General features: G+C 72.6%; 33 protein-coding genes. 14 read left to right on the top strand and 19 right to left on the bottom strand.

What is annotated here, in order from left to right; all coding sequences use genetic code 11:
* Window positions 1-27: 27 nt before the first annotated feature.
* From HZF07_RS21035 to clpS, 3 genes are read right to left on the bottom strand one after another with little or no spacing between them, the layout of a single operon-like run.
* Complete coding sequence (locus HZF07_RS21035) at window positions 28-507, bottom strand: NUDIX hydrolase (protein ID WP_157344287.1); 480 nt, start codon at window positions 505-507, stop codon at window positions 28-30.
* Window positions 507-1,091 (bottom strand): DUF2017 domain-containing protein, encoded by a 585-nt coding sequence (locus HZF07_RS21030; protein WP_157344286.1) that lies wholly within the window; start codon window positions 1,089-1,091, stop codon window positions 507-509. The genes HZF07_RS21035 and HZF07_RS21030 overlap by 1 nt, the downstream gene beginning before the upstream one ends.
* Complete coding sequence (gene clpS, locus HZF07_RS21025) at window positions 1,088-1,387, bottom strand: ATP-dependent Clp protease adapter ClpS (RefSeq protein WP_181645461.1); 300 nt, start codon at window positions 1,385-1,387, stop codon at window positions 1,088-1,090. Before clpS ends, HZF07_RS21030 begins: the two co-directional genes overlap by 4 nt.
* Before the next feature lie 18 nt (window positions 1,388-1,405).
* Here clpS and HZF07_RS21020 point away from each other — a divergent pair, with 18 nt between their 5' ends.
* From HZF07_RS21020 to HZF07_RS21010, 3 genes are read left to right on the top strand one after another with little or no spacing between them, the layout of a single operon-like run.
* Window positions 1,406-2,689 (top strand): nicotinate phosphoribosyltransferase, encoded by a 1,284-nt coding sequence (locus HZF07_RS21020; protein ID WP_181645460.1) that lies wholly within the window; start codon window positions 1,406-1,408, stop codon window positions 2,687-2,689.
* Window positions 2,690-2,705: 16 nt separating this feature from the next.
* On the top strand, window positions 2,706-3,281 hold the full coding sequence (locus tag HZF07_RS21015; RefSeq protein ID WP_157344285.1) for a nicotinamidase: 576 nt from the start codon (window positions 2,706-2,708) through the stop codon (window positions 3,279-3,281).
* Complete coding sequence (locus HZF07_RS21010; protein WP_157344284.1) at window positions 3,274-4,044, top strand: enoyl-CoA hydratase; 771 nt, start codon at window positions 3,274-3,276, stop codon at window positions 4,042-4,044. The genes HZF07_RS21015 and HZF07_RS21010 overlap by 8 nt, the downstream gene beginning before the upstream one ends.
* Before the next feature lie 69 nt (window positions 4,045-4,113).
* On the opposite strand, the gene HZF07_RS21005 is transcribed toward HZF07_RS21010, so the two are convergent.
* Both HZF07_RS21005 and HZF07_RS21000 read right to left on the bottom strand, forming a co-directional pair.
* Window positions 4,114-4,644 carry a DUF1697 domain-containing protein gene (locus HZF07_RS21005; RefSeq protein WP_181645459.1) on the bottom strand — a complete coding sequence of 177 codons (531 nt, stop codon included), beginning with the start codon at window positions 4,642-4,644 and terminating at the stop codon, window positions 4,114-4,116.
* 19 nt (window positions 4,645-4,663) lie between these two features.
* The gene (locus HZF07_RS21000) at window positions 4,664-5,533 is read right to left on the bottom strand and encodes an AurF N-oxygenase family protein (protein ID WP_157344283.1); all 870 of its coding nucleotides are present in this window, start codon (window positions 5,531-5,533) and stop codon (window positions 4,664-4,666) included.
* 55 nt (window positions 5,534-5,588) lie between these two features.
* Here HZF07_RS21000 and HZF07_RS20995 point away from each other — a divergent pair, with 55 nt between their 5' ends.
* Genes HZF07_RS20995 through HZF07_RS20975 form a run of 5 tightly spaced genes read left to right on the top strand, consistent with a single transcriptional unit; the run spans window position 5,589 to window position 8,887 of the window.
* Complete coding sequence (locus HZF07_RS20995) at window positions 5,589-6,245, top strand: TetR/AcrR family transcriptional regulator (RefSeq protein WP_157344282.1); 657 nt, start codon at window positions 5,589-5,591, stop codon at window positions 6,243-6,245.
* Window positions 6,242-6,523, top strand: a complete 282-nt coding sequence (locus tag HZF07_RS20990; RefSeq protein ID WP_157344281.1) for a DUF4873 domain-containing protein — start codon at window positions 6,242-6,244, stop codon at window positions 6,521-6,523. Before HZF07_RS20995 ends, HZF07_RS20990 begins: the two co-directional genes overlap by 4 nt.
* 31 nt (window positions 6,524-6,554) lie before the next feature.
* The gene (locus tag HZF07_RS20985) at window positions 6,555-6,989 is read left to right on the top strand and encodes a MarR family winged helix-turn-helix transcriptional regulator (RefSeq protein WP_309504875.1); all 435 of its coding nucleotides are present in this window, start codon (window positions 6,555-6,557) and stop codon (window positions 6,987-6,989) included.
* Window positions 6,986-8,206: an MFS transporter gene (locus HZF07_RS24620; RefSeq protein ID WP_181645458.1), complete on the top strand. Its 1,221-nt coding sequence runs from the start codon at window positions 6,986-6,988 to the stop codon at window positions 8,204-8,206. The genes HZF07_RS20985 and HZF07_RS24620 overlap by 4 nt, the downstream gene beginning before the upstream one ends.
* A gap of 12 nt (window positions 8,207-8,218) precedes the next feature.
* Window positions 8,219-8,887: an SIMPL domain-containing protein gene (locus HZF07_RS20975; RefSeq protein ID WP_157344280.1), complete on the top strand. Its 669-nt coding sequence runs from the start codon at window positions 8,219-8,221 to the stop codon at window positions 8,885-8,887.
* 2 nt (window positions 8,888-8,889) lie between these two features.
* On the opposite strand, the gene hppD is transcribed toward HZF07_RS20975, so the two are convergent.
* The gene (hppD, locus tag HZF07_RS20970; protein WP_157344279.1) at window positions 8,890-10,083 is read right to left on the bottom strand and encodes a 4-hydroxyphenylpyruvate dioxygenase; all 1,194 of its coding nucleotides are present in this window, start codon (window positions 10,081-10,083) and stop codon (window positions 8,890-8,892) included.
* A gap of 81 nt (window positions 10,084-10,164) precedes the next feature.
* Between hppD and HZF07_RS20965 the strand changes: the two genes are divergently transcribed.
* On the top strand, window positions 10,165-10,644 hold the full coding sequence (locus HZF07_RS20965) for an Lrp/AsnC family transcriptional regulator (protein ID WP_157344277.1): 480 nt from the start codon (window positions 10,165-10,167) through the stop codon (window positions 10,642-10,644).
* Between the two features lie 18 nt (window positions 10,645-10,662).
* On the opposite strand, the gene HZF07_RS20960 is transcribed toward HZF07_RS20965, so the two are convergent.
* From HZF07_RS20960 to HZF07_RS20945, 4 genes are read right to left on the bottom strand one after another with little or no spacing between them, the layout of a single operon-like run.
* The gene (locus HZF07_RS20960; protein ID WP_181645457.1) at window positions 10,663-11,307 is read right to left on the bottom strand and encodes an IclR family transcriptional regulator; all 645 of its coding nucleotides are present in this window, start codon (window positions 11,305-11,307) and stop codon (window positions 10,663-10,665) included.
* A gap of 19 nt (window positions 11,308-11,326) precedes the next feature.
* The gene (locus HZF07_RS20955; RefSeq protein ID WP_181645456.1) at window positions 11,327-13,117 is read right to left on the bottom strand and encodes a DEAD/DEAH box helicase; all 1,791 of its coding nucleotides are present in this window, start codon (window positions 13,115-13,117) and stop codon (window positions 11,327-11,329) included.
* A complete protein-coding gene (locus HZF07_RS20950; protein WP_181645455.1) occupies window positions 13,114-13,386 on the bottom strand; it encodes a DUF3039 domain-containing protein in 273 nt (90 codons plus the stop codon). The genes HZF07_RS20955 and HZF07_RS20950 overlap by 4 nt, the downstream gene beginning before the upstream one ends.
* 16 nt (window positions 13,387-13,402) lie before the next feature.
* Entirely contained in the window at window positions 13,403-13,960 is a 558-nt protein-coding gene (locus HZF07_RS20945) for a PadR family transcriptional regulator (RefSeq protein WP_157344275.1), read from the bottom strand.
* 87 nt (window positions 13,961-14,047) lie between these two features.
* On the opposite strand from HZF07_RS20945, the gene HZF07_RS20940 reads away from it, so the two are divergent.
* Together HZF07_RS20940 and HZF07_RS20935 are read left to right on the top strand one after the other, a co-directional pair.
* A complete protein-coding gene (locus HZF07_RS20940; RefSeq protein ID WP_157344274.1) occupies window positions 14,048-14,197 on the top strand; it encodes a hypothetical protein in 150 nt (49 codons plus the stop codon).
* Entirely contained in the window at window positions 14,182-14,919 is a 738-nt protein-coding gene (locus HZF07_RS20935; RefSeq protein ID WP_157344272.1) for a PIG-L deacetylase family protein, read from the top strand. The genes HZF07_RS20940 and HZF07_RS20935 overlap by 16 nt, the downstream gene beginning before the upstream one ends.
* Before the next feature lie 2 nt (window positions 14,920-14,921).
* Here the strand turns inward: HZF07_RS20935 and HZF07_RS20930 are convergent, their stop codons facing one another.
* Both HZF07_RS20930 and HZF07_RS20925 read right to left on the bottom strand, forming a co-directional pair.
* Window positions 14,922-15,491, bottom strand: coding sequence for a YqgE/AlgH family protein (locus tag HZF07_RS20930; protein WP_198346450.1), 570 nt, complete (start codon window positions 15,489-15,491; stop codon window positions 14,922-14,924).
* Between the two features lie 31 nt (window positions 15,492-15,522).
* The gene (locus HZF07_RS20925) at window positions 15,523-15,987 is read right to left on the bottom strand and encodes a hypothetical protein (protein ID WP_157344270.1); all 465 of its coding nucleotides are present in this window, start codon (window positions 15,985-15,987) and stop codon (window positions 15,523-15,525) included.
* Window positions 15,988-16,133: 146 nt separating this feature from the next.
* On the opposite strand from HZF07_RS20925, the gene HZF07_RS20920 reads away from it, so the two are divergent.
* Window positions 16,134-16,826, top strand: a complete 693-nt coding sequence (locus HZF07_RS20920; protein WP_157344269.1) for a TetR/AcrR family transcriptional regulator — start codon at window positions 16,134-16,136, stop codon at window positions 16,824-16,826.
* Between the two features lie 3 nt (window positions 16,827-16,829).
* Here HZF07_RS20920 and HZF07_RS20915 read toward each other — a convergent pair whose 3' ends face one another.
* The 5 genes from HZF07_RS20915 to HZF07_RS20895 form a co-directional block, all read right to left on the bottom strand.
* A complete protein-coding gene (locus HZF07_RS20915; protein WP_157344267.1) occupies window positions 16,830-17,846 on the bottom strand; it encodes a DUF3048 domain-containing protein in 1,017 nt (338 codons plus the stop codon).
* Between the two features lie 127 nt (window positions 17,847-17,973).
* Window positions 17,974-18,741 carry an SDR family NAD(P)-dependent oxidoreductase gene (locus HZF07_RS20910; RefSeq protein WP_157344266.1) on the bottom strand — a complete coding sequence of 256 codons (768 nt, stop codon included), beginning with the start codon at window positions 18,739-18,741 and terminating at the stop codon, window positions 17,974-17,976.
* Between the two features lie 61 nt (window positions 18,742-18,802).
* Window positions 18,803-19,933 carry a TolB-like translocation protein gene (locus HZF07_RS20905; protein WP_157344265.1) on the bottom strand — a complete coding sequence of 377 codons (1,131 nt, stop codon included), beginning with the start codon at window positions 19,931-19,933 and terminating at the stop codon, window positions 18,803-18,805.
* The gene (locus tag HZF07_RS20900; protein ID WP_181645453.1) at window positions 19,930-20,340 is read right to left on the bottom strand and encodes an HIT family protein; all 411 of its coding nucleotides are present in this window, start codon (window positions 20,338-20,340) and stop codon (window positions 19,930-19,932) included. Before HZF07_RS20900 ends, HZF07_RS20905 begins: the two co-directional genes overlap by 4 nt.
* Before the next feature lie 10 nt (window positions 20,341-20,350).
* Entirely contained in the window at window positions 20,351-21,724 is a 1,374-nt protein-coding gene (locus tag HZF07_RS20895) for a M15 family metallopeptidase (RefSeq protein ID WP_157344264.1), read from the bottom strand.
* A 163-nt stretch (window positions 21,725-21,887) separates the two neighbouring features.
* Between HZF07_RS20895 and HZF07_RS20890 the strand changes: the two genes are divergently transcribed.
* Window positions 21,888-23,558 (top strand): methyl-accepting chemotaxis protein, encoded by a 1,671-nt coding sequence (locus HZF07_RS20890; protein ID WP_157344263.1) that lies wholly within the window; start codon window positions 21,888-21,890, stop codon window positions 23,556-23,558.
* A gap of 249 nt (window positions 23,559-23,807) precedes the next feature.
* Window positions 23,808-24,245: a VOC family protein gene (locus HZF07_RS20885; protein ID WP_157344262.1), complete on the top strand. Its 438-nt coding sequence runs from the start codon at window positions 23,808-23,810 to the stop codon at window positions 24,243-24,245.
* Between the two features lie 221 nt (window positions 24,246-24,466).
* Here HZF07_RS20885 and HZF07_RS23540 read toward each other — a convergent pair whose 3' ends face one another.
* Window positions 24,467-24,694, bottom strand: a complete 228-nt coding sequence (locus HZF07_RS23540) for a response regulator transcription factor (RefSeq protein ID WP_198346449.1) — start codon at window positions 24,692-24,694, stop codon at window positions 24,467-24,469.
* A gap of 73 nt (window positions 24,695-24,767) precedes the next feature.
* Window positions 24,768-25,136 carry a hypothetical protein gene (locus tag HZF07_RS23535; protein WP_198346448.1) on the bottom strand — a complete coding sequence of 123 codons (369 nt, stop codon included), beginning with the start codon at window positions 25,134-25,136 and terminating at the stop codon, window positions 24,768-24,770.
* Window positions 25,137-25,356 lie beyond the last annotated feature (220 nt).

Genomic DNA, 25,356 nt, shown 5'->3' with positions numbered 1-25,356 from the left:
CTTCCGGACCCGGCAGGACGCCGGCGGTCATCGGACGAAGCGCGCCTCGACCTGGTCCGCGAGGGCGGCGTCGATGCGCGCCACCAGCCAGTCGGCCATCGGCGGCAGGTCCGAGAGCGGCCACCACCGCACGTCGACGTTCTCGTCGTCGGAGACCTGCGCCTCGCCGCTGACCCACGAGCACAGGAACGTGACGTCGAGGTAGACGCCCTTGTCGCCGTTGCCGTGCGTGATCCGCGGGCTCGCGCCGACCGAGGCGACCCGGTCGACGCTGACGACGACGCCGGCCTCCTCGAGCGCCTCGCGCGCGGCACCGACGGCCGGCTCCTCGCCGGGGTCCAGGATGCCGGTGATCGGCGCCCACTCGCCGTTGTCGGACCGCAGCGTCAGCAGCACCTCGCGGCCGTCGGGCCCGTCGCGCAGCACGACGGCCGTGATGCCGGGCAGCCACAGCTCGAGCGGTCCGACGAGCTCGCGCAGCTCGACGACGAACGGGGGGATCGGCATCAGCGACTCAGTGCTCCTACCAGCGTCTCCTGCAGCCAGCCCACCCACTCGTAGATGTCGTGGGCCTGGGCTCGGGGGTCGTCGTCGGGCAGCGAGTACCAGTAGGCCTCGTCGCCCTCCTCGACGCCGAGGCGCGTGGCGAGCGCGAGCCGGAGGTCGGTGAACGACCGCATCCAGGTCTCGGCGGTCGCCTCGTCCAGCTCGACGTCGATCATCAGCCCGTCCTCGTCGAGCTCCGGCGGCAGCCCGGCCTCCTCGAGGCCGTCGATGATCGCGATCGCGGCCGCCGCCTTGCCGTCGCGCAGCCGGCCCTCGGTGAAGCGGCGGAACTCGGCCGCCGCCTCCTCGTCGTCTGGGTACGCCGTCGGGAAGAGCCGGGCGAGCACCGGGTCGTCGGGCTCCTCCTCCGGGCCGGAGAAGTCCATCAGCGCCTCGAACGGGTCGACGTCGTCGCGCGGGACCGCGGCCTCGTTGCGCAGCAGCTCCACGAGCTGGCCGGCGAGCGAGCGCAGCAGGTCGGCCTCGAAGCCGGTGAAGTTCGCGATGATGAGCTTGCTGCGCCGGTGCCGCTGGAAGGCGCTCATTCCTGCCGGTCCATCGTCGCCCAGAGCCCGTACTCGTGCATCGCCTGCACGTCGCGCTCCATCTCCTCGCGGGTGCCGTGGCTGACCACGGACTTGCCGTCCTCGTGGACCTCCATCATCAGCTTCTCGGCCTTCTTCTTGGAGTAGCCGAAGTACTTCTGGAAGACGTAGGTCACGTAGGACATCAGGTTGACAGGGTCGTTCCAGACGATCGTCACCCACGGCTTCGCGGTCTGGGCGATCTCGTCGGGGGTGCGGGTCGGCTCGACCTCGACGGGCGCGCTCACGTGGCCCATGTTGGCACACTGATCCGCGTGACCGACTCGACGGTGCTGCTGACCGACCACTACGAGCTGACCATGCTCCAGGCCGCCCTGCGCTCCGGCGCCGCGCACCGGCGCTCGGTCTTCGAGCTCTTTCCCCGGCGGCTGCCCGAGGGCCGTCGGTACGGCGTCGTCGCGGGCGTCGGCCGGGCGCTCGACGCGATCGAGGCCTTCCGCTTCGACGACGCCGCCCTGGCGGCGCTCGAGGACGTCGTCGACGGCCCGACCCTCGAGTGGCTGGCGTCCTACCGCTTCTCCGGCGACGTGTGGGGCTACGCCGAGGGCGAGGCGTACTTCCCCTACTCGCCGCTCCTGATCGTGGAGTCGACCTTCGCCGAGGCGGTGCTGCTCGAGACGCTGCTGCTCTCGATCTACAACCACGACTCCGCCGTGGCGTCGGCCGCCTCGCGGATGACGCTCGCCGCCGGCGACCGGCCGTGCATCGAGATGGGCTCGCGTCGCACGCACGAGGAGGCGGCGGTCGCCGCGGCCCGCGCGGCGTACGTCGCGGGGTTCGCCGCCAGCTCCAACCTGGCGGCCCGGCAGCGGTACGGCGTGCCGACGACCGGCACCAGCGCGCACAGCTTCACCCTCCTGCACGACACCGAGGCGGACGCGTTCCGCGCCCAGGTCGCCTCGCTCGGCGCCGGGACGACCTTGCTGGTCGACACCTACGACGTCGCCGAGGCCGTGCGGGTGGCGGTCGAGGTCGCCGGGCCCGAACTCGGCGCAGTGCGGCTCGACTCCGGCGACCTCGCGGCGCTGGCGACCGCGGTGCGCGCGCAGCTCGACTCGCTGGGAGCGACGAGCACCCGGATCATCGTGACGAGCGACCTCGACGAGCACGCGATCGCGGCGCTCGCCGCCGCGCCGGTGGACGGGTACGGCGTCGGCACCGAGCTGGTGACGGGCAGCGGGCACCCGACCTGCGGGTTCGTCTACAAGCTGGTGGCGCGCGCCGACGACGCCGGCGAGATGGTCTCGGTCGCCAAGCGCAGCGTCGACAAGGCATCGGTCGGCGGCCGGAAGTACGCGCTGCGCCGCCGCAGCTCCGGCGGGGTCGCGGAGGCCGAGGTGATCGGGATCGGCCACCGGCCCGACGACGACGGCGACGACCGGTCGCTGCTGGTGCCGCTGGTCGAGTCCGGCGAGGTCGTCGGGCGGGAGCCGCTCGACGACGCGCGGGAGCGGCACGCCGCCTCGCGGTCCGAGCTGCCGATCGCGGTCCAGCAGATGTCGCGCGGCGAGCCGGCCATCCCGACCGTCCACGAGTGACCGGTAGCCTCCGACCATGAAGCGCGCGCTGGTCGTCGTCGACGTGCAGAACGACTTCTGCGAGGGCGGGTCGCTGCCGGTCGCCGGCGGGGCACGGGTGGCCGCCGACATCGGCGAGCTGCTGCACCTGTGGTCCGCGCACGGCCCGGAGGCTCCGGCGTACGAGCACGTCGTCGCGACCAAGGACCACCACATCGCGCCGGGCGAGCACTGGGCCGCGGAGCCCGACTTCGTCGACTCGTGGCCGGTGCACTGCAAGGTCGGCACCGACGGGGAGGCGTTCCACCCCAACCTGGACCCGCAGCCCTTCGACGCGATCTTCCTCAAGGGCGAGCACGCGGCCGCGTACTCCGGCTTCGAGGGCCGCACGGTCGACGGGTCCGGCCTCACGGACTGGCTGCGCGCGCACGGGGTGACCGCGGTGGACGTGTGCGGGATCGCGACCGACCACTGCGTGCGGGCGACGGCGCTGGACGCCGTGGCGGCCGGCTTCGAGACGCGGGTGCTGCTCGACCTGTGCGCCGGGGTCGCGCCCGACACGACCGGGGCGGCCGTCGCGGAGATGCAGGCAGCAGGGGTCCGCCTTGCCTGACCTGGAGCGGTCGCTCTCCGACGGCGTCCTGACACTGACGCTCAACCGCCCCGACGTCTTCAACGCGATGAGCGACGAGATGTCCGACGGCCTGGCCTCCGCCCTCGAGTCGGCACCCTCCGACGCCGCCGTGCGAGCGGTCGTCATCACGGGCGCCGGCCCCGCCTTCAGCGCCGGCGCCGACATCTCCGGCGAGGACGCGCACGAGCGCTTCGACGTCCGCGCCCTCGACCGCGCCAACCGGATGGTGCGGGCGGTGACCGGGTGCGACAAGCCGGTGCTGGCGGCCGTCAACGGCGTCGCCGCAGGCGTGGGCTGCTCGGTCGCCCTCGCGTGCGACCTGGTGGTGGCGGCGTCCTCGACGTCGTTCCTGCTGGCCTTCGCCCGGATCGGCCTGATGCCCGACGGCGGGGCGTCGTACACGGTCGCGGCGTCGATCGGCCGGGCCCGCGCGATGCGGATGGCGCTGCTCGCCGAGCCACTCTCGGCCGCCGACGCCTACGACGCCGGTCTGGTGTCGCACGTGGTGCCCGACGACGCCTTCGGCGACACGGTCGCCGCGCTGGCCCGCCGGCTCTCCTCCGGTCCCCCGCTCGGGTTCGCGGCCACCAAGAAGGCGATCAACCTCGCGACCCTGTCCGGCCTCGACGACGCCCTCGAGCGCGAGCGCACCGGTCAGACCATCCTGCTCCGCACCGCCGACGTCGCCGAGGGGATGCGCGCCTTCAGCGAGCGCCGCCGCCCGGTGTTCCGCGGCGAGTAGGTGGTTCGTCGCACCTGACCTGAGCGTCGTCAACGGGTCGCGCAGACGACGCTGGGGTCAGGTGCGACGTCAACACCAGCGCTCGGCGAGGGCCCGGATGACGGTGAGGTTGCGGTTGGTGGCGACGCCGAGCGCCTTCTCGATGACCGCGTTGGTCAGCTTGGCCTCGTGGTAGTTCGCGCCGAGGAGCAGGTGCACGGCCCGGCCGCCGACCTTGGCGACCTCCTCGGCCGACGACCGCTCCTCGATCGCCCGGACCGCCGCGGCGGTCGGCGCCTGCTTGAGCAGCGAGACGTAGTGCCGGCCGTCGTGGCCGTCCGCGAAGCGCTCGGCGTCCTCGGCGATCGCGCGGAGCTCGGCCTGGGTGAAGACGATCGTCGGCACCTCGAAGCCGGCCTCGTCGAGGTACGCCGCCTCGAGCGCCGCCTCGATCTTGGCCCGCGACCGCAGCGAGGTCGCGAAGCGGACGTTGCCGGTGTTGATGTAGGTCTCGACGTCGGTGAAGCCGGCCGCCTCGGTGGCGCGGACGATCGCCGCCTTGGCGAACTTGCGCCGCGCGCCCAGGTTGATCGCCCTCAGGAACCCGATGTAGGTCGCCACCCGGCGATCATGCCAGCCCTCAGGCGACCAGCATCGACCTGCGCCACAGGGCGCGCTGGTGGGCGGGGATCATGCCGAGCTCGTCGAGGTAGGAGGTGACCCGCTCCCCCATCCAGCGCAGCGTCTCGCGGTAGTGCGGGTTGGCCAGCGCCGCCCTCCGCGCCTCGCGCGGGTCGAGCCCCACGGCCCGGTAGACCTCCGGGTTGACCAGCGCCCGCGCGACCATGAAGGAGTTCGTCGCCAGCGCCGCCTGGTGCCAGGCCAGCGCCGGTCGGCTCAGCCGCGGCAGCATGCCCTCGACCTCGTCGCGCGCGAACGTCATGTGCCGCGCCTCCTCCAGCACGTGCACGCGGCACACCATCCGCACCAGCGGCTGCACCCGCTCGTCCTTGATCAGCTCGCGCTGCCAGCGGTCGAGGATCTCCTCGGCCACCAGGATCGTCGCGTACGCCGAGGCGCCCACGCCGAGCGTCTTCATCAGCCGGCCGAGCCGGTGGACGTACGCCGGGGGTCCGTACGCCGGGGCGCCGACCTTGTCGATCGCCTTGCCGAACATCAGCGAGTGCCGGCACTCGTCGGCGACCTCGGTCAGCGCGTAGTGCATGCGCGGGCGCCGCGGGTCGGCGTCGTAGAGGTCGCGCACCATCATCTGCATCAGGATCAGCTCGAACCAGACGCCGACGCTCGAGATGCTCGCGACCTCGTGCTTGGACAGCTCGATCCGCTGCTCCTCGGAGAGCCGGTCCCACAGGTCGGTGCCGTAGAGCGAGATCCGCTCGGGCTGCATGTACCAGAGCCCGTCGACCAGCGGGGCGTCCCAGTCGAGGTCCACCTCCGGGTCGTAGCTCTGCTTCGCGCTGGACTTCAGCAAGCGGTCGGTCACCGTCATCAGGCCTCCGAGTTGTCTGTTACCAACGGTAACGGTTACCGCTAGACTGACCCACATGCCACGTCAGGTCAAGGGCAGGGACACGGGCAGGGACGGCCGCTCGGCCCGGTGGGACGCCCACCGCGAGGAGCGGCGTACCGAGCTCGTGCTCGCCGCCGTCGCCGCCATCGACACGATCGGGCCGACGGCCGGGATCTCGGAGATCGCGCGCGCCGCCGGCGTCAGCAAGCCGGTGCTCTACCGCTACTTCGACAGCCAGGACGACCTGTACGCCGCGGTCGGCCGCTGGGGCGCCGAGGAGGTGATGGGCCGCCTGCTGCCCGCCATCCTCGTCGACGCGCCGGTCCGCGAGCGGGTCGAGCGCGGGGTCGAGGCCTACCTCGCGACCATCGAGGAGCACCCCCGGGTCTTCCTGCTGCTGGTCCGGCACCGCGCGGTCGCGAGCGACCCGCTCGCCGACGGCAAGGCCGCGATCGCGGCCGCGTTCGCCCGGGTGCTCGGCGACACGATGCGCGAGCTCGGCGTCGACACCGGCGGCGCCGAGCCGTGGGCGCAGGCGATGGTCGGCATGGGCCTGTCCATCGGCGAGTGGTGGCTGGAGCGGCAGACCATGAGCCGCGCGGCGGTCGGCGCCTACCTGACGTCCTTCATCTGGCACGCGTTCGCGGGCACCGCCGACGAGCTCGGCGTCCCGCTCGAGGAGGAGCGATGAGCAAGCACGAGCCCCACGAGGAGTACGCCGGTCCCGCCACCATCGCGGCCGGCGACACGATCGTCGAGGTGGAGGCCGACCTGCGCGGCCGGTTCGAGCCGATCGACGGCCGCTTCCACTGGTACGGCCGGCTGTCCGCGAGCCCCGCGCTCGACGAGCTCGGCTCCGGCGCCACCGTCTCGGTGACCACCGAGCACGGCTCGGCGCAGGGCCGGCTGAGCGACGTCGACCCGTGGGGACGCCTCCGCCTGACCGGCCTCGGCAGACCCCCGTTCTGATTACATAGGTTTCCTATGTAATAATCGAGGCGTGCCCGAATCCACCCCCGCCGACGTCGAGCTCGCCAGCGACCTCGTCGTGCACGCCGCGCGCCTCGTGCGCGCCGTACGCCGGGAGCTCGAGCTGCCCGCCCAGGTGCGGATCGTGTCGCTGCTCGACGAGCAGGGCCCGGTCGGCATCAGCCGGCTCGCCGAGCTCGACCGGTGCTCGCAGCCGACGATGTCGAGCGCCGTCGCGCAGCTCGTCGAGCAGGGCTGGGCCACCAAGGCACCGAACCCCGACGACGCCCGGAGCACGGTCGTGACCCTCACCGACGCGGGTCGCACCGAGCTCCGCCGGGTGCGCCGCCGGCACGGCGAACGGGTCGCCGAGCTCGTCGCCGCTCATCCCGACCTCGACACCGAGGACCTCGCCACGGCCGTCGCCGTGCTCCGGGGGATCCTCCAGGAAGGCAACGACACGTGACATCTCTCCTCAAGCAACCGCGCGCCGTCTGGGCGGTCGCGTTCGCCTGCGTGATCGCGTTCATGGGCATCGGCCTGGTCGACCCGATCCTCAAGGAGATCGCGGTCCAGCTCGAGGCGACGCCGAGCCAGGTCTCGCTCCTCTTCACCAGCTACATGGCGATCATGGGCATCGCGATGCTCGTGACCGGCGTGGTCTCCAGCCGGATCGGACCGAAGCGGACGCTGCTCATCGGCCTGGTGCTGATCATCGTCTTCGCCGGCCTCGCCGGCCTGTCCGACAGCGTGCAGGCGGTCATCGGCTTCCGCGCCGGCTGGGGCCTGGGCAACGCGCTCTTCGTCGCGACCGCCCTGGCGACGATCGTCAGCTCGTCGAAGGGGTCGGTCGCGCAGGCGATCATCCTCTTCGAGGCCGCGCTCGGCCTCGGCATCGCGTCCGGCCCGCTCGTCGGCGGGCTGCTCGGCGAGCACTCGTGGCGCGGGCCGTTCTTCGGCGTCTCCGTGCTGATGACGATCGCGCTCATCGCGACCGCGATCTTCCTGCCGGCGACGCCGCCGACCGGACGTCGTACGTCGCTCGCCGACCCGTTCCGCGCGCTGCGCCACCCCGCGCTGCTGCTGCTCGCCCTGGTCGCGATCTGCTACAACCTGGGCTTCTTCACGCTGATGGCGGCCGGTCCCTTCGCGCTGCCGAGCTTCGACATCATGCAGATCGGCTGGACGTTCTTCGGCTGGGGCGTGCTGCTCGCGCTCACCTCGGTGCTGGTCGCGCCGTGGCTGCAGCGGCTCTTCGGCACGCTGCCGACGCTGCTCACGATGCTCACCCTCTTCGGGCTCGACCTGGTCGCGATGGCCGTCTTCACCGAGCACGAGGCGGCGATCGCCACCTGCATCGTCGTGGCCGGCGCCTTCCTCGGCGTCATCAACACCCTGGTCACCGAGGCCGTCATGGGTGCCGCTCCGGTCGAGCGGCCGGTCGCGTCCGCGGCGTACTCCTTCGTGCGGTTCACCGGCGGCGCCGTCGGGCCGTACGTCGCGCTCAAGCTCGCCGAGCACGTCGGCGTGCACGCGCCGTTCTGGTTCGGCGCGATCGCTGTCGGCGTGGGCGTGGTCATCCTGGCCCTCGGTGCCGTGACGATCGGCCGCGCGCTGCGCTCCGCACCGTCCGCGCACTCACCGGCTGAGGCCGAGGCGGAGCTGGTCGGCGACCTGGCCTGACACACTCGGGTCATGCCGGAGACCGTGATCACCGTCCAGGGCAGCTACGACGCCTTCCACCCCGCGGAGCGGGCGACGGTGACCGTGGCCGTGGGCTTCGAGGGGCCCGACCAGGCGCCGGTCGTCGCCCGGACCACGCAGGGCACGGCCGCGCTGGTCGCCGGCATCGTCGACCGGCACGACCCCGAGCGCGGGCCGGTGACCTGGTGGGCGAGCGACCGGATCCGGGTGTGGTCGCAACGGCCCTTCAACGACAAGGGCGACCAGCGGCCGCTCGTCCACCACGCGCTCACGAGCACGCGGGCGAAGTTCCGCGACTTCGAGGAGCTCGCCCGGTGGGTGGAGCGGGCCGCGACCTACCCCGGCGTCCGCGTCGACGGCATCGAGTGGGCGCTGACCGAGGCGACGCAGGCGGCCGCCGTGGGCGACGTCCGCGCCCGAGCGGTCGAGGAGGCGCGCACCAAGGCCGCGGCGTACGCCGCGGCGCTCGGCCTGACCGAGTTGCGGTGCGTGGCTCTCGCCGACCCGGGGATGCTCGGCGACCAGGTGCACGGCGGTGGTGGCGCGGGGCCGGTGGCGTACGCGCGGGCCGGCGGAGGCGAGGCCGCGGGCGGGCTGGTGCTGACCCCCGAGGACATCGCGGTCTCGGCGACCGTCGACGCCCGCTTCCTCGCCTCCTGAGCTCAGAGGTTGCCGCGGCGCTCCTGCTCGCGCTCGATGGCCTCGAAGAGCGCCTTGAAGTTGCCCTTGCCGAAGCCCAGCGAGCCGTGCCGCTCGATGAACTCGTAGAAGACCGTCGGCCGGTCGCCCATCGGCTTGGTGAAGATCTGCAGGAGGTAGCCGTCCTCGTCGCGGTCGACGAGGATCTTGCGCTTCTTCAGCTCCTCGATCGGCACCCGCACCTCGCCGATCCGGGCGCGCAGCTCGGGGTCGTCGTAGTAGGAGTCCGGGGTGTCGAGGAACTCGATGCCGTTGTCGCGCAGGATGTCGACGCTGCGCAGGATGTCGTTGGTGGCGAGCGCGATGTGCTGGCACCCGGCGCCGTCGTAGAACTCGAGGTACTCGTCGATCTGCGACTTCTTCTTCGCGATCGCCGGCTCGTTGAGCGGGAACTTGACCCGGTGGTTGCCGCTCGCGACGACCTTCGACATCAGCGCGGAGTAGTCGGTGGCGATGTCGTCGCCGATGAACTCCGCCATGTTCGTGAAGCCGAGGACCTTGTTGTAGAAGGTCACCCACTCGTCCATCCGGCCGAGCTCGACGTTGCCGACGCAGTGGTCGACGGCCTGGAAGAGACGCTTCGGGTGGCCCTCGCGGCGGGCCACCTTCGTGGTCGCGGCGACGTATCCGGGCAGGTAGGGCCCGTCGTACTTCGAGCGGTCGACCAGGGTGTGGAGGGTCTCGCCGTACGTCGCGATCGACGCGCGGCGGACGGTGCCGTGCTCGTCGGTCATGTCGTAGGGCTCGTCGACGATCTCGGCCCCCATCGCCCGCGCGTGCTCGATGCACTTGTCGACATCGGGCACCTCGAGCACGAGGTCGACGACGCCATCGCCGTGCTTGCGATGGTGGTCGAGCACGGGGCTGTCCGGGGTGACGCCGCCGACGAAGACGAACCGCGCACTGCCCGAGCGCAGCACGTAGGCCTTCGAGTCGCGGCAGCCGTTCTCCGGGCCGCGGTAGGCCTCGAGTTCCATGCCGAGCGCGAGCTGGTAGAAGGTCGCCGTCTGGGTGGCGTTGCCGACCACGAAGCACACGGCGTCCAGCGCGATGACCGGGAAAGGGTCGTTGGCGGCGTCGTACTCCACGAGCCCGACCAGCTCCTTGAGCTGTTCGAGGGTGAGGTCGGCCTTGAGCTCGTCAGGGGTCAGCGTCATGGGCGAAGCCTCCCTGTGCTCGACATTGTGTGCAACAGTACGTGGATTCGTTGTGCAACTTGCTCAGCGCTGGGAGGCGGGATGGACGACCTGGACGGCAGGTTGATCGACCTGTTCGCCACCGACCCGCGGGTGGGGGTGCTCGAGGCGTCCCGCCGGCTCGGGGTCGCCCGCGGCACCGTGCAGGCGCGGCTCGACAAGCTCGCCGCCAGCGGGGTGATCACCGGCTGGGGGCCGGACCTCTCCCCCGAGGCCCTCGGCTACCCGGTGACCGCGTTCCTGACCCTGGAGATCCGGCAGGAGCCGGCCGCGGGCGGCGGCCACGACACCGTCGCCGCCCACCTCGCCGAGATCCCCGAGGTGCTCGAGGCGCACACGATCACCGGCGCCGGCGACATGTGGGCGCGCGTGGTCGCCCGCTCCAACACCGACCTCCAGCGGGTGATCGACCGGGTGCTGGAGAACCCCGCCATCGTGCGCTCCTCCACGGTGATCGCGCTCGCCACGCAGGTGCCGTACCGGGTACGGCCGCTGGCGCAGGAGACCGTGCAGCACGGCTGAGCTGCTGGGCGACTCGACCTACGCCGACGCGAGGCGGCTCGCGAGGTCGGCGGCGGCGCGCTGCACCTGCGGCCCGGCGGCCGCCTCGTCGAGCCCCGAGTCCAGGGTGACGATGCCGACGCTCGCCTCGAGCCCGGGCACGTCGCGCACCGGCGCGGCCAGGCCGCGGGCGCCGCTCTGCAGCTCACCGACGGTCACGACGTACGGCGTGGGGTCGGCGGCCCGACCGAGGAGGATCGCGCGCCCGGCGGCGCCCTGCGCGAGCGGGTGGCGCGAGCCGACCCGGTAGCCGACGTGGAAGTCAGTCCACGACGGCTCGACGACGACCAGCGCGAGCGCCTCCTCACCGTCCGCGACCGTCAGGTGCGCGGTGCAGCCGACCGCCTCGGCGAGGTGCCGCAGCACCGGCGTGGCGACCTCGCGCAGCACCGGCTGCACCGACGCCCCGAGGCGGAGCACGCCGAGGCCGACGCGGAGCCGCCCCCGCGCGTCGCGGCGTACCAACGCGTGCCGCTCGAGGGTGCCGACCAGGCGGTGAACGACGGTGCGGTTGACCTCGAGCCGGGCGGCCAGCTCGGTCATCGTCAGCCCGTCGGGCGTCGCGGCGAGCACGTCGAGGACGCGCAGTCCGCGGTCCAGGGTCTGGGAGATCTCACCGGCCACGTCCTGAGCCTAGAGAAGCCTAGGACGACCTGCGGGTCGCCCACTCCCGGATCCGGTCGATCCGGGCGTGCAGCTGCTCGGCCGTGGCGACGGCCGCGGCCGGGCCGCCGCACTCCTTGCGCAGCGCGGCGTGGGTGATCCCGTGCGCCTGGCCGGTCCGGTGGTGCCAGGCGGCGACCAGGCCGTTGAGCTCGCGGCGCAGCACGGCGAGCTGCTCGTGCGCCGAGACCTCGGCGACCGTGTCGGGCTCGGGTGAGCGGCGGGTGCTCCGCTGCTTCTTGGCCCGCTCGCTCTGCCGCGTCTGCAGCAGCTCGCGGACCTGGTCGGGCTCGAGCAGGCCCGGGATGCCGAGGAAGTCCATCTCCTCCTCCGACCCGACGTGCACCTCGCCCGCGTGGCCGAACTCGCCACCGTCGTAGAGCACCCGGTCGAAGCGTGCCTCCGAGCCGATCGCCTCGAAGGATCCGAGCAGGTCGTCGGAGGCGGCGTCGCTCGCGTTGGCCTGGTCGAGCAGCTCCTGCTCGGCCGCGAAGATGTCGCCCTCGTCGTTGACCCTGCGCTTCAGCACGTGGTCGCGCTGGACCTCCATCTCGGAGGCGAAGCCGAGCAGGTTCGGCACCGACGGCAGGAAGACCGACGCGGTCTCGCCGCGGGTCCGGGCGCGCACGAAGCGGCCGACGGCCTGGGCGAAGAACAGTGGCGTCGAGGTGGTCGTGGCGTAGACGCCGACGGCGAGCCGCGGGACGTCGACGCCCTCGGACACCATCCGCACGGCGACCATCCAGCGCTGGTCGCCCTCGCTGAAGGCCGAGATCTTCTTCGACGCCGCCTTCTCGTCGGACAGCACGACGGTCGCGGGCTCGCCGGCGATCTGGCGCAGCAGCTTGGCGTACGCGCGAGCCGAGTCCTGATCGGTCGCGATCACCAGGCCACCCGCGTCGGGGACGTGCCGGCGCACCTCGTCGAGGCGCATGTCGGCCGCGGTGAGCACCGACGGCATCCACGACCCCTTCGGGTCGAGCGCAGTGCGCAGCGCCTGGGAGGTCATGTCCTTGGTGAGCGGCTCGCCCAGCCGGGCGGTGATCTCGTCGCCGGCCCGGGTGCGCCACTGCATGTCGCCGGAGTAGGCCAGGAAGAGCACCGGGCGGACGACGTGATCGGCCAGCGCGTGCGCGTAGCCGTACGCGTAGTCGGCCACCGACGTCGGCGTGCCGTCGTCGCCCGGCGCGTAGGTGACGAACGGGATCGGGTTGATGTCCGAGCGGAACGGCGTACCGGTCAGCGCCAGGCGCCGGGCTGCCGGCTCGAACGCCTCGCGGACGCCCTCGCCCCACGACAGCGCGTCACCGGCGTGGTGGACCTCGTCGAGGATCACCAGGGTCTTGAAGCGCTCCGTGCGGATCCGCATCGCGAGCGGGTTGACGGCCACGCCGGCGTAGGTGACCGCGACGCCGACGAAGTCCTGCGAGGTCTTGCCCTTGCCCGCCGAGTACGTCGGGTCGATCGGGATGCCGGCGCGGGCGGCCGCCTCGGCCCACTGGAGCTTGAGGTGCTCGGTCGGCGCCACGATCGTGATCCGGTCGACCATCCGTCGGCCGAGGAGCTCGGCCGCGACCGAGAGGGCGAACGTCGTCTTGCCGGCACCGGGCGTGGCGACCGCGAGGAAGTCGCGCGGGCTGGTGTCGAAGTACTTCTTCATCGCAGCGGCCTGCCAGGCGCGCAGGGAGGGCGCGGTGCCCCAGGCGGCGCGCTCAGGCCACGCGGGGCTGAGCACGTTCGGCTGGGGGGCGGCCTCGGGCCGGCCCGTCACTCGGCGGGACCGCTGCTGTTGCCGCCGTCTTCGCGCAGCGACTCCCAGACTTCCTTGCACTCCGGGCAGACCGGGAACTTCTCCGGCGCGCGGCTCGGCACCCAGACCTTCCCGCAGAGGGCGACGACCGGGGTGCCCATCACCATCGCCTCGGTGAGCTTGTCCTTCTCGACGTAGTGGGAGAAGCGCTCGTGGTCACCCTCGTCGGTCGGGACGGTACGGCGGTCCTCACGGACGTCCGTGTCTGTCGAGAAGCCGATGGTGGTCACGAACGACAAGCCTACGTCACTGCGGGACCCGTCTGGGATCGTCGGTGGCGTGCCAGCCGTCCACCTCGGCACGCGCCCAGGCGGCCCACGTGATCGTGGTCCGCTCCTGGTCCTGCTGGAGCCGCATCGCGAGCTCGCTGATGTGCCGTCGCTGCGGGAAGGGGTAGGCGCCCTGCTCCATCGCGGTGAGCTGGGCGAGACGTCCGCGGGCGCCCTCCTCCATCGCGGCGAGCGTCGCGCGCAGGGCGTCGAGGTCGCCGCCGTCGGCGAAGAAGACCCGGACCATGGCCTCGTCCTCGCGGCTCGGCGGCGCCGACGGCTCGGCGAGCCAGGCGCGCAGGGCGGCGCGGCCCGCGGGGGTGATCTCGTAGACGGTCCGCTTGCGACGGCCGGTGAACTCCTCGCGCGCCGTCGCGTACCCCGCGGCGACCAGCCGCTTGGGCTCGTCGTACAGCTTGCGCTCGGTGCGCGGCCAGAACCAGCTGAGGCTGCGCCGCACCTGCTGCGCCAGCTCGTACGTCGTCCAGGGCTGCAGCGCCAGCAGGCCGAGCAGCGCGTAGCTGGTGGTCGTCATGCCGCGCATCTTGACACACTGACCTGGGCAGTATCTACTACTGGGCGGAGATACTGCACAAGGCAGTATCGGACGAGGGAGCCCCCGATGAACCCCACGCACGACCTCCCGTCCCGCCGGCAGCTCGACGAGGCCTGGCGCCGCGTCGCGGCCGCCCTGCACACCCGGCACCGGCCGACCCGGCGCCCGCTGACCTGGCTCGCCGTCTCCGAGGAGCGGTCGTGCTCCCGGGACTGACGCCGCGGCACGAGCCGCCGCGCCTGCTGCTCGCTGTCGCCCACCCGGACGACGAGACGTTCGGCTGCGGGTCGCTGCTGCTCGCCGCCGCGGCCGCCGGCTGGGCGACCACGGTCGTCTGCGCGACCCGCGGCGAGGCCGGGGAGCCGGCGCCGGGCGTCGACCTCGACGGCCGCTCGCTCGCCGAGGTGCGCGAGGAGGAGCTGCGCGAGGCGGCGGGCCTGCTCGGCGTCGCCCGGCTGGAGCTGCTGGACTTCGCCGACTCCGGCATGTCCGAGGGGCCGCCGGCCGGGTCGCTGTGCGCGGCCGACCCGGCCACCGTGGCCGCCGCGCTGCGCGCCGTCGCCGACGAGGTGGATCCCGACGTCGTGGTCAGCCTCGACGCCGCCGACGGCCACCGCGACCACGCCCGGATCCGCGACGCGGCGGTGGGCGTCGCGGGCGAGCGCGGCGTCCCCGCCTACCTGCAGGCGCTCCCCCGCAGCCTGATGGACCGCTGGGTCGCCCACATGGTCGAGGCGCGGCCGGACATGGAGCACCTGAGGTACGCCGACCTGGGCACCCCCGACGACGAGATCGCCGTGGTGCTCGACACGGCCACGCACCTGGGAGCGCGCGAGCGCGCCATCGCGGCGCACGCCTCGCAGACCTCGCCCTTCGACGGGCTGCCCGACGACCTGCGCCGCGCGTTCCTGACCCGGGAGCACCTGGTGCGGGGGTAGGGCTAGTTGAGCTCCGGGTCGAACGGCCGGGTGGAGTGCCAGGCGAGCTCGCCGGGCTGGCGGCGCAGCACGTCACGCCACAGGTCCGCGGTGTCGATCCGGAAGGGGTCGGAGGGCTCGACCGGGACGACGTACCAGCTGCCCTCCTCGATCTCGCCGTCGAGCTGCGCGGCGCCCCATCCGGCGTACCCGGCGAAGATCCGCAGCCCGTCGAGGCTGCCCTCGATCAGCTCGACCGGGGTGTCGAGGTCGACGAGGCCGAGCCGCCCGTCGACGGCCCCGTCGACGGCGCGGAAGCCGACGGGCACGTCGTCGGGGTCGCGCAGCAGCGCGACGGCGAGAGCGCCGTCCGTGCCCACCGGGCCGCCGTGGAAGAGCACCTCGGGGTCGGCCACGACGTCACCCCAGCTCTCGAGCACCTCGCCCACGGGGACGCCGGACGGGCGGTTGAGCACGACGCCCAGCGCGCCGTCGTCGTCGGCGTCGAGGAGCAGCACGACCGAGTCGATGAAGTTGGGATCCACGAGCGCGGGCGTCGCCACCAGCAGCATCCCGGGGCGCGCCTCGCTCATGGCCCCATCATCACGCATCCGCGGCGGATGGTCAGGCGGCGACCGCCGCCTCCAGCCGTGCGCGCTCCACGATCACGGCGCCGGCGCGGGCGGCCGCATCGCCCGGCCCGCTGGCCAGGCCGGCCATCATCGCGAGCAGAGCGTGCTCCTTGGTGCGCGCCTTGGCCAGCGCGTCCGCGACCGCAGCGCTGCGCGGTGCCGCGTGCTCGCGGTCCAGGATCGCCCGGATGCCGGGCAGGTCGGCGGCCGCGGTCTGCCAGGCCGTGACGACCGCGGCCTCGAGGTCCATCGGCTGGCCCATCAGCTCGCGCTCGATCCGGCCGGCGAGGCGGGTGTGCCACCGCAGCTGGAGGGCGCCGAGCAGGGCGAGCTCGTCGGCGAAGGTCTGCGCGACGCCGGGCACCTCCGTCGGGAGGTGGCCGTCGCGGCGACGGTCGGCGCTGGCGATCACGTCGCGGAGGATCTCCCCGCGGCGGTGGAAGGACGTCCAGATCATGGGTTCTCCTTCGGGGACGTTGTACATACCAACGGTACGTACTCACGGTATGTCACATACCGAGAGTCGGACAAGGCGCCGGGCGGTGACGCGGCTCACCCGTACCGCGGGTCCGTACCGACGGTCGGTACTAGAGTCCGGTGACCATGAGCAAGCCGTCGGTCGCGAAGCTGGTCCCGCGCGTGCCCAGCCGTCGCCAGCAGTACTCCGCCGCGACCAAGCGCACGCTGGTCGACGTGGCCGAGGACCTGTTCACCGAGAACGGGTACGCCGCGACCTCCCTGGACACCATCGTGGCCGGGGCCGACGTCACGAAGGGCGCGCTCTACCACCACTTCAGTGGCAAGCAGGCCCTCTTCGAAGCGGTCTTCGAGCGGGTCGAGGACGACGCCGCGCGTGCGATCCACCAGGCCCTCAAGGGCCACCGGGACCCGTGGGAGAAGGCGACCGCGGGGTTGCGCGCGTTCCTGACCGTCGTGCAGGAGCCGCGCTACCGCCGGATCGTGATCCAGGAGGGCCCGGCCGTGCTCGGCTACGAGCGCTACCGGGAGCAGGAGGAGCGCTCGACGTTCGCGAACGTCCTGGAGATCGTGCGCTCGGTGCTCAGCGCTGGCGAGTGGGAGCTCGAGGAGGACCTGCAGCAGACGTTCGCCCGGATCTTCTTCGGGGCGATGTCCTCGGCCGGCGAGTCGGTCTCCGACGCCCCCGACCCGGTCGCCGCGGCCGCCAACGTGGAGACCGCGATCGGCTTCATCCTCTCCGGCTTCCGCGCGCTCGCCGAGGGCGGAGCCGAGATCCCGGCCGCCCGGCCCAGCGAGGCGGGGCCGACCGGGTCCTGAGGATCAGCGCTTGGTGAAGGTGACGTTGCCGTTCTGGGCCGGCACCAGCTCGAGCCAGGTACGTCCGGCGGGCACGGTGAGGTCTCCAGCCTTGGTCGACAGCTTGATCGGGGCGTCGAGGTCCGACTTCGACCAGGTGCCGCGCACCAGCTTGCCGCCGTGGAAGACCATCGCCTGGCCCTGACCGATCAGCTTGGTCTCGGGCACGGGGTTGCCGGCCGGGTCGCGGTAGCCGGCGTCGCCGACCTGCACGCGCAGCACCAGCACGGTGTCGGCCGGGAAGTGGTCTCCCTCGGCGGCGTAGGAGTTCTCGTTGTTGTAGTGCTGGCCGTCGTAGGTCCAGTTCGTGGTGTGCCCGCCGCCGAAGGAGGCCGCGATCTTCGTGGCCTTCTGGCCGCCCGGGAAGTCCTCCTCGGTGCCCCACGGCAGGTAGTCGTCCGGCCGGGCCGGGTCCTGCTCGGCGGCCTGGGCGACCTTCGTCAGGTCGGCGAAGACGTTGTACGGCGCGCTGCGGCTGGTGTCGCGGTAGAGCCCCTGCGATCCCTCGGGGTAGAAGGTGATGCCGGCGCCGTTGATGCGCTTGATCGTCGGCGCGGCCGCGCCGCTGGTGACGACCGAGGCGTCGACCGGCGAGACGATGCCGATGTCGCTGGCCCGCATCGAGCGCACCGGGCCGACCTTCTCGGGCAGCGAGGAGTAGAAGAACGCCGCGAGCCGGGTGAGGCCACCCTCGACGAGCTCCTCGACGACCATGTCGGCCTGGCCGAGGCCCAGCTGCGGCGAGCTCGCGTAGGTGTTGTCGATCTTCGTCACCAGGACCGGGTGGGGCTTCGCCACGTCCTCGCCGCCGGCGGCCTCGAGCCCGGTGAGCGGCCAGGTCGAGACGACCTCCTCGCTGGGCGCGACCTCCTGCGACGCCGGCTTCTGCTTGTCGCTCGACGGGTCGTCTCCCCCGCCGCAGCCGACCAGCAGCAGGCTGGTGACGGCGAGGAGGGCGGTGGTCAGCTGGGCACGGCGCACGAGAACGCTCCGTTCGTGAAACTCATGTGATCTGGTTGACTTCAAGTGTGCAGGCGCGCGTCGGCATCCGTGGGAGGCGCGCCCGAGAACGAGATCGGCCAGGACCGGCCGATTCGGAGGAGTCTCGTCAGCCGAGCTTGGCGCCGCCGTCGACGTACAGCGTCTGGCCGGTGATGTACGACGCCTCGTCGCTGCAGAGGAACGCGGCGGCGGCGGCGATGTCCTCCGGGTAACCGACGCGCTTCACCGGGTTGGCCTCGGCTGCCGCCGCCCGGAACTCCTCGACACCCACGCCGAGCCGCGCGGCCGTGGCGTCGGTCATCTCGGTGGCGATGAAGCCGGGGGCGATCGCGTTGGCGTTGACGCCGTAGCGGCCGAGCTCGATGCCGAGCGTGCGGGTGAGGCCCTGGATGCCCATCTTCGCGGCCGAGTAGTTGGCCTGGCCGCGGTTGCCGAGCGCGGAGACGCTCGAGAGGTTGAGGATCTTGCCGTACTTCTGGGCGACGAAGTGCTTCTGGGCGGCGCGGGTCATCACGAAGGCGCCGCGCAGGTGCACGCCCATGACGAGGTCCCAGTCGTCGTCGGTCATCTTGAAGAGCAGGTTGTCGCGGGTGATGCCGGCGTTGTTGACGAGGATGTGGATCCCACCGAGCTCGGCGACGACCCGCTCGACGGCGGCCTCGCCGGACTCGGTGTCGCTGACGTCGCAGCCGATGCCGATCGCCTTCGCGCCGTCGGTGAGCGGGAGCTTGGCGGCGGCCTCGGCGGCCGAGGACTCGTCGAGGTCGAGGATCGCGACCGACGCGCCCTCCTCGGCGAAGCGGGTGGCGGTGCCGAACCCGATCCCGCGCGCTGCCCCGGTGACGACGGCGACCCGCCCGTCAAAACGACCCATCGCTGCTGCTCCTGCCTCTTGGTGCGACTGACGAGTAGACACCATAGGCGCCGCGGACAGGTCAGTAGCCGGTGGGGCGCCGCTCGCTGTAGGGCAGCACGGCCGCGAAGGCCTCGTCGCGCGGCAGCACGACCAGCCGCCGCTCCTTCCGGGTGGCCGGGTCGAAGCTCGTGAGCGCCGACCGGGGCGCGGCACCGTCGCAGCTGATCGCGTGCTGGAGGATCAGCCGGTCGTCGCGGGCGTCGACCATCAGCACATTGCCGACCGCGTGCGGCACCCGGACCCACGTGATCCGGCCGTCGGCGTGCTGGCGGCCGAGGTAGGTGTAGCCGCACGGTCCCGCGACCTGGACGTAGAGCCGGCCGCCCACCTGACGGGCGTCGAGGTGACCGAGGTCCATCTGCTGCGGGTGGACCCGCCGCGTCAGCGGGCGGTACGTCGAGGCGTCGACGTCGACGAGCCCGAGCGTGGTGGCTCCGCGAGCGCCCACACAGCTGACCACCGCCCGATGGTCGTCCCACCACCGGACGGGCAGGCAGGGGCGCGGCGTCGGGATGCGCGCGGTGACCGAGCCGTCGGCGCTGGAGAGCACCCGGAGCACGCGCTGGTTCCACCGCGCCCCGTGGGTGAGCAGGCCGGTGCCGTCGGGCGTCGGCAGGAAGCTCGCGTCGACGTCGTCGTCGACGACCGCGGCGCTGCCGTCCCAGGCGACCCGGAGCACCGGGGACCGGCCGGTGCGCTCCTGCTCGTAGGTCATGCCGAGCACACCGCTGCCGTCGGGCGCCAGCACCGCGCTGTAGACCCGGGCCGGGAGGAGCAGACGCGTCGTCTCCCCGGTGGCGACGTCGACGCGGATCGCGACCGGCTTCGGGTAGTCCGACATCAGCAGCGCCGTGGCGCCGTCCGGCGACCAGTCGGCGAGCCGGTAGCCCCGCTGGCGGACGTCGAGCGCCTCGGTCCGCGCGCCGTCCGGCGCGACGAGCTCGAGGCGCAGCCGCTTCGCGCGGATGCCCTCCCGCGTGGGCTTGCCCTGCTCGATCGCGGTCAGGTACCACCCGTCACCCGGGGTGGCGCGGGTCGGGGCGGACGTCGCGGGCACGGGCGTCGTGAGCGTCGCGAGGACGACGAGGGCGGCGAGCAGGGTCTTCATGCCCAGGGAGACGCCGGGGGTGCGGAAAAGGTTGCGGCTCACAGCGCGGCCCGCAGCCGGGCGGCGTACTCGGCCGACTCGCCGTCGGCGTACGTCGTGCGCGGCCAGAAGAAGCCGCGCAGGCCGTCGCCCTTCGTGCGGGGTACGACGTGCAGGTGCAGGTGGGCGACGGACTGGCTGACGACGTTGTTCATCGCCACGAAGCTGCCCTGGGCGCCGAGGCCCTCGACGACCGCGGTCGCGAGGCGCTGGGCCGCCGCGAGGAAGGGGTCGCGCAGCGCCGCGGGGAGGTCGGGCAGGGTGACGACGTGCTCGCGTGGCACCAGCAGCACGTGCCCCTTGAAGACCGGCCGCCGGTCGAGGAAGCCCACCAGGTCGGGCTCGTCGAGCACCACGTCGGCGGCGACGTCACCCGCGACGATCTGGCAGAAGACGCACTCCGCAGGCACGACCGACACGCTAGTCGCAGAAGCGTCGGCAGGGCGGCGGCCCGCTGTGCCGGGCGAGCGCCCGCTTGCCGACGCCGACGTAGTCGAAGTGCTGGGTGTCGCCGTTGCCGTAGGTCCAGCGCAGGCCGTGCCGGGCCATCAGCTCCACGACGGCGTGCGAGCGGGACCGCCAGGCGACGAGCGGGTGCGAGTGCCCCTGCCACCAGGTGTTGGGCACGATGCCGCGGGCGGAGCGGTAGGGGTTCTCCCAGGTGTTGACGTCGAGCGCACGGCCCCACGCGTGCGGCGAGCGACGCCCGGGCCGACCCACGACGTCGCGGCAGTTGAACGCCGAGGTGTTGCCGGACGCCATCGAGGCGTAGTCGTCGCCCCCGCGCACCCTGGCGCTCCAGCCGAAGCGGTCCACCCGGTGCATCGCGCGGATCGGCAGCCGCCTGCGGTACATCTCCGCGAGCGCGGCGCCCATGGCGTAGGCCGCGTCGGCGTTGGCGACGAGCTCGCCGCGGCGCGGGTAGCCGTCGTAGTCCCAGTAGTTGACCCGGACCAGCCGCAGCCCCGAGCGGCCGACGGGGCAGCCGCTGTGCCAGGTGACACCGGTCATCTGCGACCACACCCGGTCGCTGACGGCACCGATCCAGAGGTCCGGGCCCTCGCCGGTGGCAGGACCCTGCGGCGGCAGCGAGATCCGGGGGCCGGGTGCCGCCGCCGGCAGCCGGACCGGTGTCCCCGGTGGCCGGTCGTCCAGGCGCAGCACGGCCGAGCGCGCCTTCTCCAACCAGGGCAGCCGCGGCGTCGTGACCCGCCAGCGCGTGTCGGTGCGCGGACTGACCGTCTGCGTCGCCCGGCCGTCGGCGTCGGTCCGCGCCTGCGCGGCCCGTCGCCATCGCCCACCCGGGACCAGGCGCCAGACAGTGACCGTGCCGGCGACCGGTGCGCCGTGGTCGGACGTCCAGCGGAGGGCCAGGCTGACCGGCTGCCCGCCCACGACCGCGCGCGGGCCGTCGAGGGACACCTGGGCGGCGCGGCGCCGGAGCGGCAGCAGGGTCTCGGCGACCGCCCCGTCGTACGTCGCCCGCACGGCGTTGTCGTCGGGCGACCGCGCGACCACCTGGGCGAAGGCGGCCCGCCCGTCGGCACCCGTGGCGACGGTGCCGGCGGGCTGCCAGACGCCGCCGGTGCGCCGCTCGACGGCGACCGCAGCACCCGCGACGGCCGCGCCTCCCGCGTCGGTCACGGTCACGACGACCTGGGTCGTGTCGTCGGCGTGCGCCGGCGCCGCGGTCAGGGTGATCGTGGTACCGCCGGCGGCGGCGCCCGCCGGGGCCAGACCGACGACGAGCGCCAGCAGGCAGCCTGCAGCGACCGTCCGCAACCCGAGTTTCATGCCGGAGATCTTCCCTGGGCTCGCCTGCTCAATCCCGGAGCCACGACCGGGCGGTGACCTGCGCCACTCTCAGGGCCCACTCCCCCGTGCCGATTGCACGCGTACAGACCTGCATTCCCCAGGCGTCGTCACGCATGGCGCCGACCGCTACGAAAGCTGACCCATGAGCTCGCTCGCAGACCTGCCCACGCCCACGGACGGCACGCTCCCTCCGGCCCCGACGACCGGCGCCAAGGGTGGGCTCATCGGGTGGTACGCCAACCTTGCGATCAAGACCAAGATCCTGATGCCGATCGTGGTGGCCTCCGCGGTCGCGCTGCTGATCGGGGCGCTGAGCCTCTGGTCGGGCGCCCAGGCCGCCCAGCGGGCCGACGACCTCTACCAGCGCAACGTCCTCGGTGTCAGCGCACTGAGCGAGATGCACGACGCGATCTCGAGCATCCGCGTCGCCGCCCGTGACGAGGCACTGGCCGTGCACGACGGCGACAAGACCGACAACCAGGAAGCCGTCGAGGACGGGTACGCCGCGTTCGACGCTGCCGCCGCCGACTACGAGACCACGGGTCTCGACGACAAGCGGCGCCTCGAGGTCAAGGCACTCGCCGCGTCCGTGAGCAACTACGTCGACGCCATCGAGACCGTGCTCAGCCCGCTGGCCGCCAACGGTGACACCGTCGACTGGTGGGTGCAGAACGAGACGGCGGCCCAGCCCCTCGCCGACACCATGTTCGAGCAGCTGGACGACCTCACCCAGCGCGAGCAGGCCGAGGCGAAGCAGGCGGCCGACGACGCCCACGGCACGGCCGCCGAGGTGCGGCTGATCACCCTCGTGCTGCTGGTGATCGGCCTCGTCCTCGCCCTGGGTGTCGGCTACCTGGTCGCGAACGCGACCGCGCACCGCGTCGCCCGGGTCCGCGCCGTCGCCGAGGCGCTCGCCGAGGGTGACCTGACGATGCGCGCCGAGCTCGACGCGGCCGACGACGTCGGCACGATGGGCACGGCGCTCGACCTCGCGGCCGCCCACCTCCGCGACCTCGTCGCGGCCGTCGCCTCGTCGGCCAACCACGTCGCCGGTGCGGCCGAGGAGCTGTCGGCGTCCTCGCACGAGATCGCTGCCGGTGCCGAGCAGACCGCCGTCCAGGCCGGCGTCGTCGCCAGTGCCGCCGGCGGCGTGTCCAGCAACGTCGGCACCGTCGCGGTGGGCGCCGACCAGATGGGCGCCTCGATCCGCGAGATCGCCCATTCCGCCAACGAGGCCGCCCGCGTCGCCTCGGGCGCCGTCGCGAGCGTCGAGGCCACCAACGCCACCGTCGGCAAGCTGGGTGCGTCCTCGCAGGAGATCGGCAACGTGGTCAAGGTGATCACCTCAATCGCCGAGCAGACCAACCTCCTCGCGCTCAACGCGACCATCGAGGCGGCGCGTGCCGGTGAGGCCGGCAAGGGCTTCGCGGTCGTGGCCAACGAGGTCAAGGAGCTGGCCCAGGAGACCGCGCGGGCCACCGAGGACATCGCCCGCCGGGTCGAGGCCATCCAGGCCGACACCACCGGCGCGGTCGACGCGATGGCCGAGATCTCCACGGTGATCGGCTCGATCAACGACTACCAGCTGACCATCGCGTCGGCGGTGGAGGAGCAGACCGCGACCACCAACGAGATGTCGCGCAACGTGGCCGAGGCCTCGACCGCATCGGGCGAGATCGCCGCGAACATCAACGGCGTCTCCGCCGCCGCGCAGACCACGACGGCCGCGCTCGCCCATGCGCAGACGGCGATCGGCGAGCTGGCGCAGATGTCCGAGGAGCTGCGCGGCGAGGTCTCCCGCTTCCGGCTCTGACGCCCGGGGGGCACAGCCGGCGATCTCCTCTCCCGGCGATCGCGGCGACGAGGCCGGCACCCGTGATGCCTTGACTTCAAGTTCGCTTGACGTATCAGGCTGAGCTCATGAGCACGCACAGCGCAGATCGCTGGTCGACCCCGGCCAGCATCACCATCGATGACCGAGTCCTTCTCGGCGACACTGGGACCAGTGGCTCGGCGTACCCCGTGGCCCTCTCGGGCCCGCATGTTCACGCGGACTCCGACGATGACTGACTTCGCGCTCCACCTCGTCGTCGAGGACGTACCGGCCGCGGTGGACTTCTACGAGCGTGCCTTGGGTGCGAGCGTGACTCGCCTGCTGCATCTGCCGGACGGATCCATCGCCATCGCCGAGCTGGACATCGACGGCCTGCAGGTAGCGCTGGCCGCGCCAGTGCCAGGGACGACGTCGGCGACACCGCGCTCAACGGCGACCTCCGTGGCCGCCTACCGGTTCGCCGTCCCGGACGCCGACGCGGCGATGGACCGCGCGACGTCGGCCGGCGCTGCGGTGCATGCGCCGGTACGAGACGCCTTCTGGGGCGTGCGGACGGGCGAGGTCCTGGATCCATCGGGCCACCGGTGGGCGTTCGACCAGCGCACGCGCGAGGTTCCGGTGGAGGAGATCGAGGCGCAACTCGCCCGCATGCTCGACGGCGCCTGAGGGAGGCCGCATCATGACCCGCCGCCCGATACGGGCAGCGAGCCACGACCGGCTCGCGGACGAGCCTTCCGAGCAGGTGGCGTGAATTTCACCCAGCCTCACTTGGTAATGACTCAGTGCCCGCGGAAGCCTGCCGACGACCTCACCCCCACAGGTGGCCCGCTGCGATCTGCTCCGGGCGCTCAGCAGCCTGTCGACGCCTACGAGCCGAGGGGACGAGGCTAGTCGTTGTCCCGAACGGCGCCGGGCGGTCGCTCCGGTCCCGGGTCGATGCCGTTCTGGATGGCCCAGCTGACGGCCTGGGACCGGGTCGTGACGCCGAGCTTCCGGTAGGTCGTCCGGATGTAGGTCTTGACCGAGTTGATGGACAGGTACAGCCGCTCGGCGATCTCCTTGTTGCTCAGCCCCTGCGTGATGTACGTCAGCGTCTGTGCCTCCCGTGCCGACAAGGCCACGTCCGTCCCGGGGCGCAAGGCGGCCGCGGCGTTCGCACCCGACCCGACGGTCGGATCCTCGCCCGGGTCACCGGCGACCCACCCCGTCATCGCAGAGTCGACGGCGGTCAGGAGCTCCTCCAGATCCACGCGGAGCGAGAAGTAGCCCTGCGCACCCCCGCTGCAACGCCCTGCTCGCAAGATCGGGGCGGAGGTCGTGGGAGATGACGAGCACGTGCGACTTCGTGTGGTCGACCAGGTAGTCCAAGTCGTCACCGTCACCGTCGAGCATCCCGATGGCGTCGTAGAGGACGACATCCGGCTCGTCCGCGACGTCCTCGCCAGCTGCATCACCACCACCCAGAGGCGCGGGCAGGAACTCGATCCGGTCACGATGCTGGGAGAGCAGGGCGACGACGCCGGCCTCCACGATCGGCTGCGGACTGACCACGCTCACGCGCACAGGGTCATGGCTACGCATGCTCGATTTCTTTCCAACGCAGGCAGCCCGCCGAAACCCATCACGTGACCCGACGCCACTGACAACGGCATGGCGTCGGGTCGAGCCTGTCCGGCCAGGACGAGCCGACACCCGTGAGCGTTGCTGAGGCGTCGCTAGGAGCACACGCCGAGTCACGGTCTGAGCGCCGCCGGTCACCACAACAGGCGAAGCCGGG

Origin of the sequence: Nocardioides agri (genome assembly GCF_013778305.1) — a bacterium.
GTDB lineage: Bacteria > Actinomycetota > Actinomycetes > Propionibacteriales > Nocardioidaceae > Nocardioides > Nocardioides agri.
Note: the sequence above shows the minus strand (reverse complement) of the source record. Positions and strands in the feature narration are given on the sequence as shown.

What these genes read in the sequence shown, in the direction of transcription:
- HZF07_RS21015 (WP_157344285.1), top strand. Translation starts at nt 2,706, where the DNA reads ATGAAGCGCGCGCTGGTCGTCGTCGACGTGCAGAACGACTTCTGCGAG.
- HZF07_RS21035 (WP_157344287.1), bottom strand. Translation starts at nt 507, where the DNA reads ATGCCGATCCCCCCGTTCGTCGTCGAGCTGCGCGAGCTCGTCGGACCG.
- HZF07_RS20885 (WP_157344262.1), top strand. Translation starts at nt 23,808, where the DNA reads ATGACTGACTTCGCGCTCCACCTCGTCGTCGAGGACGTACCGGCCGCG.
- HZF07_RS20925 (WP_157344270.1), bottom strand. Translation starts at nt 15,987, where the DNA reads ATGATCTGGACGTCCTTCCACCGCCGCGGGGAGATCCTCCGCGACGTG.
- HZF07_RS20990 (WP_157344281.1), top strand. Translation starts at nt 6,242, where the DNA reads ATGAGCAAGCACGAGCCCCACGAGGAGTACGCCGGTCCCGCCACCATC.
- HZF07_RS20975 (WP_157344280.1), top strand. Translation starts at nt 8,219, where the DNA reads ATGCCGGAGACCGTGATCACCGTCCAGGGCAGCTACGACGCCTTCCAC.
- HZF07_RS20995 (WP_157344282.1), top strand. Translation starts at nt 5,589, where the DNA reads ATGCCACGTCAGGTCAAGGGCAGGGACACGGGCAGGGACGGCCGCTCG.
- HZF07_RS20965 (WP_157344277.1), top strand. Translation starts at nt 10,165, where the DNA reads ATGGACGACCTGGACGGCAGGTTGATCGACCTGTTCGCCACCGACCCG.
- HZF07_RS20920 (WP_157344269.1), top strand. Translation starts at nt 16,134, where the DNA reads ATGAGCAAGCCGTCGGTCGCGAAGCTGGTCCCGCGCGTGCCCAGCCGT.
- HZF07_RS20945 (WP_157344275.1), bottom strand. Translation starts at nt 13,960, where the DNA reads ATGACGACCACCAGCTACGCGCTGCTCGGCCTGCTGGCGCTGCAGCCC.
- HZF07_RS21000 (WP_157344283.1), bottom strand. Translation starts at nt 5,533, where the DNA reads ATGACGGTGACCGACCGCTTGCTGAAGTCCAGCGCGAAGCAGAGCTAC.
- HZF07_RS20940 (WP_157344274.1), top strand. Translation starts at nt 14,048, where the DNA reads ATGAACCCCACGCACGACCTCCCGTCCCGCCGGCAGCTCGACGAGGCC.
- clpS (WP_181645461.1), bottom strand. Translation starts at nt 1,387, where the DNA reads ATGGGCCACGTGAGCGCGCCCGTCGAGGTCGAGCCGACCCGCACCCCC.
- hppD (WP_157344279.1), bottom strand. Translation starts at nt 10,083, where the DNA reads ATGACGCTGACCCCTGACGAGCTCAAGGCCGACCTCACCCTCGAACAG.
- HZF07_RS20895 (WP_157344264.1), bottom strand. Translation starts at nt 21,724, where the DNA reads ATGAAACTCGGGTTGCGGACGGTCGCTGCAGGCTGCCTGCTGGCGCTC.
- HZF07_RS21030 (WP_157344286.1), bottom strand. Translation starts at nt 1,091, where the DNA reads ATGAGCGCCTTCCAGCGGCACCGGCGCAGCAAGCTCATCATCGCGAAC.
- HZF07_RS20910 (WP_157344266.1), bottom strand. Translation starts at nt 18,741, where the DNA reads ATGGGTCGTTTTGACGGGCGGGTCGCCGTCGTCACCGGGGCAGCGCGC.
- HZF07_RS20930 (WP_198346450.1), bottom strand. Translation starts at nt 15,491, where the DNA reads ATGAGCGAGGCGCGCCCCGGGATGCTGCTGGTGGCGACGCCCGCGCTC.
- HZF07_RS20890 (WP_157344263.1), top strand. Translation starts at nt 21,888, where the DNA reads ATGAGCTCGCTCGCAGACCTGCCCACGCCCACGGACGGCACGCTCCCT.